The following is a 4,270-nucleotide window of genomic DNA, read 5'->3' on the forward strand; positions in this document are numbered from 1 at the left end:
GGTTCATGGGGGTCCTCTATAACGCGACCGCTCGCCTACCGCGAAGCGGGGGGAAAACCTTCCCGGAACAGGCGCCGGGCATTCTCGGTCGTCCGCTGGGCGACCTCGTCCAGGGGCTCTCCCCGCACGCGGGCCATCCCCTCCAGGATGTGGGGCAGGTAGGCCGGCTCGGAGCGGCCGCCCCGGTGAGGGGTGGGGGCCTGGTCCGGCGCGTCCGTCTCCGCCATCAGCCGGTCCAGCGGGATGGCGCGCAGCGCGTCCAGGGGCTTGCGCGCCTCGGCCCACGTCACCGGGCCGGCGAAGGAGAAGTGGCAGCCCTTCTGGAGATAGAAGCGCGCCAGCTCCACGCCGCCGCTGTAGCTGTGCATGAGCACGCCCGCCTCGGGCAGCGCCTCCTGCTTGAACAGCTCGATGAGGGCCGGGTGGAGCCGGTGGCAGTGCATCAACACCGGCAGCTGGTGCTTGCGCGCGAGCGCCAGGTGCCGCCGCAGCACGAATAGCTGCCGCTCGAGCGGCGCGCCGGGCAGGGATGGACCGTCGAGTCCACACTCGCCCACGGCGATGGCGCCGCCCTTGGACAAGAGCGCGTCGAGCAGCTCCAGCGCCGCGTCGTCCTCCTCGGGTGTCATGTCCGGCAGCAACTGGGGATGGATGCCCAGGCCCACCTGGAGGCGCGGCTCCGCGCGCGACAGCTCCAGCAGGGGCTCCCAGTCGTGGGTACCGACACCGGGGACGAGGATGCCTTGCAGCCCCGCGGCCCAGGCGCGCTCCAGCACGAGCGTCCTGTCCTCATCGAATCGCGTCGCATCGAGATGGCAGTGGGTGTCGATCATTCATCACGCCGGAGTGAATCGCCGTTCATTCAGGAACATGCTCACTGCAACCCGCCCTCGCGAACCATTCCGTCCCTTTGGAGCGAGGCTATACGCCCTTCACTCACTTGGAGGGGCTGAATGGACAAGCGAATCGTCGGCGCGCTGTGCTGCGCGCTGTGGGTTCTGTCGACGGGGTGTGGTGACGAATGTGTGGACCAGTTCGACTGTCGCAGTGACAAGGGACAGCCCGCGGAGGGACAGGAGTGGGTCTGCACCGGCGACAACGAGTGCGAGCAGCGCCCCATCCAGACGCCCACCCCCGAGCCGGACGCCGGTGGTGGAGACGACGACGCGGGTGTCCCCGACGCGGGAGTGCCGGACGCGGGAATGCCCGACGCGGGCACGGATGACGACGCGGGCACGCCCGACGGTGGTGGCCAGGGCACCGGCGCGAAGGGGGATGCCTGCACGGCGTCCGGGGACTGTGGTCCGGGCCTTCGCTGCGAGGGCGCTCCGCTCACGTGCCAGGCGATGCATGTCGCGGTGACGGGGCGGGACGATGCCGGAGTCTCCGCGGCGCTGGTGATGCGCTACGACACGCCGGGCATGACGTCGCTGAGCGCGGCGGGCACGGACAGCCGCTATCCGCGGTGGGGCCCGGGCGGTACGCACCTCTCGTTCGCGCAGGGCGCGGTGGACACCGCGACGGAGAAGAGCGCCGGTGAGCTCACCGTGCGCGAGGTGCCCCTCGTCGAGGGCCAGGGCGTGGTGGTCGCCGATGGCGGCACGGGCAACACGGAGGCCTTCCGCTCGATGGAGTGGGAGCCGGGCGCCGCCATCGCGTGGGTGCGGCAGAACGGCAGCCAGCGCTCCGGCATCTCGGCGGTGACGCCGGGCGGCGCCGGGGGCGTGGTGCAGGCGACGACGACGGGCGCGTTCCCGGACTGGTCGCGTGACGGGACGACGTTCGTCTTCAACGTGAACGGCGAGGGCCTGTTCACCTCGAGCGGTGGGGGCACCGCGCCGACGCCGCTGGCCAACGCCGGGGTGACGGCGGAGCAGGCGCACTACAACCGCGTGAACGACCAGCTGCTGTTCCTGGCCAACCCGAACAACGAGCTGGTGACCTTCGAGGGGGACACCACGCCCACGCCGCTGGTCCGGCTCTACAACATCGACGTGACGGGCGGCGGCGCGCCCCAGCTCGTCGCGGACGTGTCCACGGAGGCGTCCACCGACGGCACCGTGGACTCCTTCATCGCGAGCCCCATCTGGGCGCCGGATGGCACCTGGGCCGCGTACGTGCGCGCGTACTACTACCGGCCCACGTCGGGCGGCGCGGTGCTGTGCGGCGGCGCGGTGTCCCCGTGCCAGGACCGCTCGGGCAACGTCATCTTCCTGCGCGCCATCAACCCGCAGGACGGCTCCGCCACGGGCACCGAGGTGCGGCTCGTGGATGACGGCACGCTGCCGTCGTTCTCGCCGGATGGCCGCTTCGTCGCGTTCATCAAGGCGGGGCAGCTGCACGTGCAGCGCATCGACCCGGTGACGGGCGCGCAGGAGGGCGCGGCCATCATCCACCCGAAGGCGGGCTTCACGCTGCAGACGGGCGACAGCGACGACCACCGTCCCCGCTGGCAGCCTCGCTGAACCTCCAGGGGTCGTGACTCCCGGGCGGGGAGTGGCTGAGCGCTCCTCGCCTGGGTGACCGCGACGACCGGTGGGTCCGCCCGGGCGTTGCGCTGGACTTGTCCACGCTCCCGGCCTGCCGTCCTCCGCGCGCGACGCATCGGGCCTTGCCTGTCCGGGGGCCGCCGGAATAGAGGGGCCCGGCTGACGGGCCTGGTGGCCTCTGTCCCGGAGGACGCGGATGAAGATGCTTCTCGTGACGTTGGGAGTCCTGCTGTTCGCCGGGTGCGCGACGCTCCCGAGCCCGCCGGTGGACGTGGGCGGCGGCGGAACCGTGTCCGCGGACCCGCACCCGGACATGGCGCCTGTGCGCCTCCAGACGCGCGCGGGCACCTTCCTGGTGCACCCCAACAATGCCGAGGACTTCGCTCGCGCGCTGGCGGGTGAGCCCACCCAGCGGCACTACACCACCGGCGTGCTCCTGGCCGGGGAGTGAACCCGGGGCCCTGGCGCCGAGGCTCCAGAGCCACGGTGCGGGCCACCAGTCGTTCCTCCGCTGAAAAAAGCGGAGGGTTTCAGCCCACCACGACGATGCGGCGCCCCAGGGCCCGCGTCATCTGCGGTGACGTCATCACCGCCAGCGCCTCACCGAGCTCACCGCCCGCGGTGTCGAAGGCGGCGGCGATGACCTCCCCCACGGTGAGGTGGGCCTTCTCGGCGGCCACCCGGGCCCGCTGAGCCGTCCGCCGCAGTGCTGGCATCACCCGACGCCCTTGTCGGCGCACCGTGACGCTCTTGCGTGTCGTCGTCTTGGCCATGTGCTCCTCCCACCTCGCGTTGCTGCGCGGGTGAGTACACCTGGGGTCTGACATATGCAGACGAGGTGCCAGCCGGACGCTCACCTGATGGGTAACGCGTACTAAGGGTTTTCCCTGTCACGGAGCGGGGTTCCTGGTTCACCACCTCACGCAGAGCACCGCAACCCCGGAAGGGTTCCTCGTTCTGTCGAGTTGATTCGTTCATCCAGCCCCGCAATCTCGACGTTTCGTTCAAGAGTCGAGAGTTCACTACAAACCGCGAACACTGCGAGTGCGCTCGGTCTTGAATGACCCGGGTGTCGCTGGTGCCCCGCCGATTTGGTCCAAAAATTGGCAGTTGGGGGTGCGGGCTGACATGGGCGTCGCGCCCTCGTGGGCGGAGTGTTCGGTGCGGTATACGCGGGCCATGCCTCAGACCCTCTGCCCGAGCTGCGGTCACAGCCCCATTCCCCGGGGCGCCTCGGCCTGTCCCGCCTGTGGTGAGCCCTTCGACCACCTGCAGTCCTACAAGAAGGTCGGCCGCACGCGGTTGGATCGGCTGGGGGACGCGGTGGACGACGAGGCCACCGTCTTCGGTGGCGACCTGGTGACGAGCGCCGTCTCCGCGCATCCGGGCCCGGTGGCGGCGGTGCTGGGGGCGGGCGCTGCCGCGTGGTTCCTGCGGGCCGGTGGGGTGCTGGGCTCGCTGCAGGACCCGTCGTGGACGTACGGGCTGGTGGCGTTGGACCTGGTGCTGGCGCTGGTGCTGGTGCTCAACCGGGGGCCGGTGAAGGGGATTGCCCAGACGGGGCTGGCGGTGCAGCTGGTCGCCACGGCGTGGCTCGCGCGCGGAGCGCCGACGGCCCCCGTGCACGTGGCCTACTTCGCGCTGGGCCTGGTGGCGTTGTTCCTGGTGGTGGGCGAGCCGGGGCCCGCGCGGCGTCATGCGGGCCTGGGGCTGGGGCTCGCCACGGCGCTGGCCTCGGCCGTGCTCCTGGCGCTGCCGGGCACGGGGGCATCCCTGGGAGG

Annotated in this window: 4 protein-coding genes and 1 pseudogene; 3 read left to right on the plus strand and 2 right to left on the minus strand. The window is 71.3% G+C overall.

The annotated features are described in order from the left end of the window. Positions 1 to 35: 35 nt before the first annotated feature. Positions 36 to 833 (minus strand): TatD family hydrolase, encoded by a 798-nt coding sequence (locus FL311_RS41505; RefSeq protein WP_141333141.1) that lies wholly within the window; start codon positions 831 to 833, stop codon positions 36 to 38. Positions 834 to 953: 120 nt separating this feature from the next. Here FL311_RS41505 and FL311_RS41510 point away from each other — a divergent pair, with 120 nt between their 5' ends. After that, positions 954 to 2,465 (plus strand): PD40 domain-containing protein, encoded by a 1,512-nt coding sequence (locus FL311_RS41510; protein WP_141333142.1) that lies wholly within the window; start codon positions 954 to 956, stop codon positions 2,463 to 2,465. Positions 2,466 to 2,685: 220 nt separating this feature from the next. Continuing rightward, positions 2,686 to 2,940, plus strand: a complete 255-nt coding sequence (locus tag FL311_RS41515; protein WP_141333143.1) for a hypothetical protein — start codon at positions 2,686 to 2,688, stop codon at positions 2,938 to 2,940. A 79-nt stretch (positions 2,941 to 3,019) separates the two neighbouring features. Here FL311_RS41515 and FL311_RS41520 read toward each other — a convergent pair whose 3' ends face one another. Further along, entirely contained in the window at positions 3,020 to 3,262 is a 243-nt protein-coding gene (locus FL311_RS41520; RefSeq protein WP_141333144.1) for a hypothetical protein, read from the minus strand. A gap of 406 nt (positions 3,263 to 3,668) precedes the next feature. Here FL311_RS41520 and FL311_RS41525 point away from each other — a divergent pair. Then, positions 3,669 to 4,270: pseudogene (locus FL311_RS41525) on the plus strand (zinc ribbon domain-containing protein); the annotation flags it as partial.

The sequence above is a fragment of the Myxococcus sp. AB025B genome (assembly GCF_006518215.1).
Classification (GTDB): Bacteria; Myxococcota; Myxococcia; order Myxococcales; family Myxococcaceae; genus Myxococcus; species Myxococcus fulvus.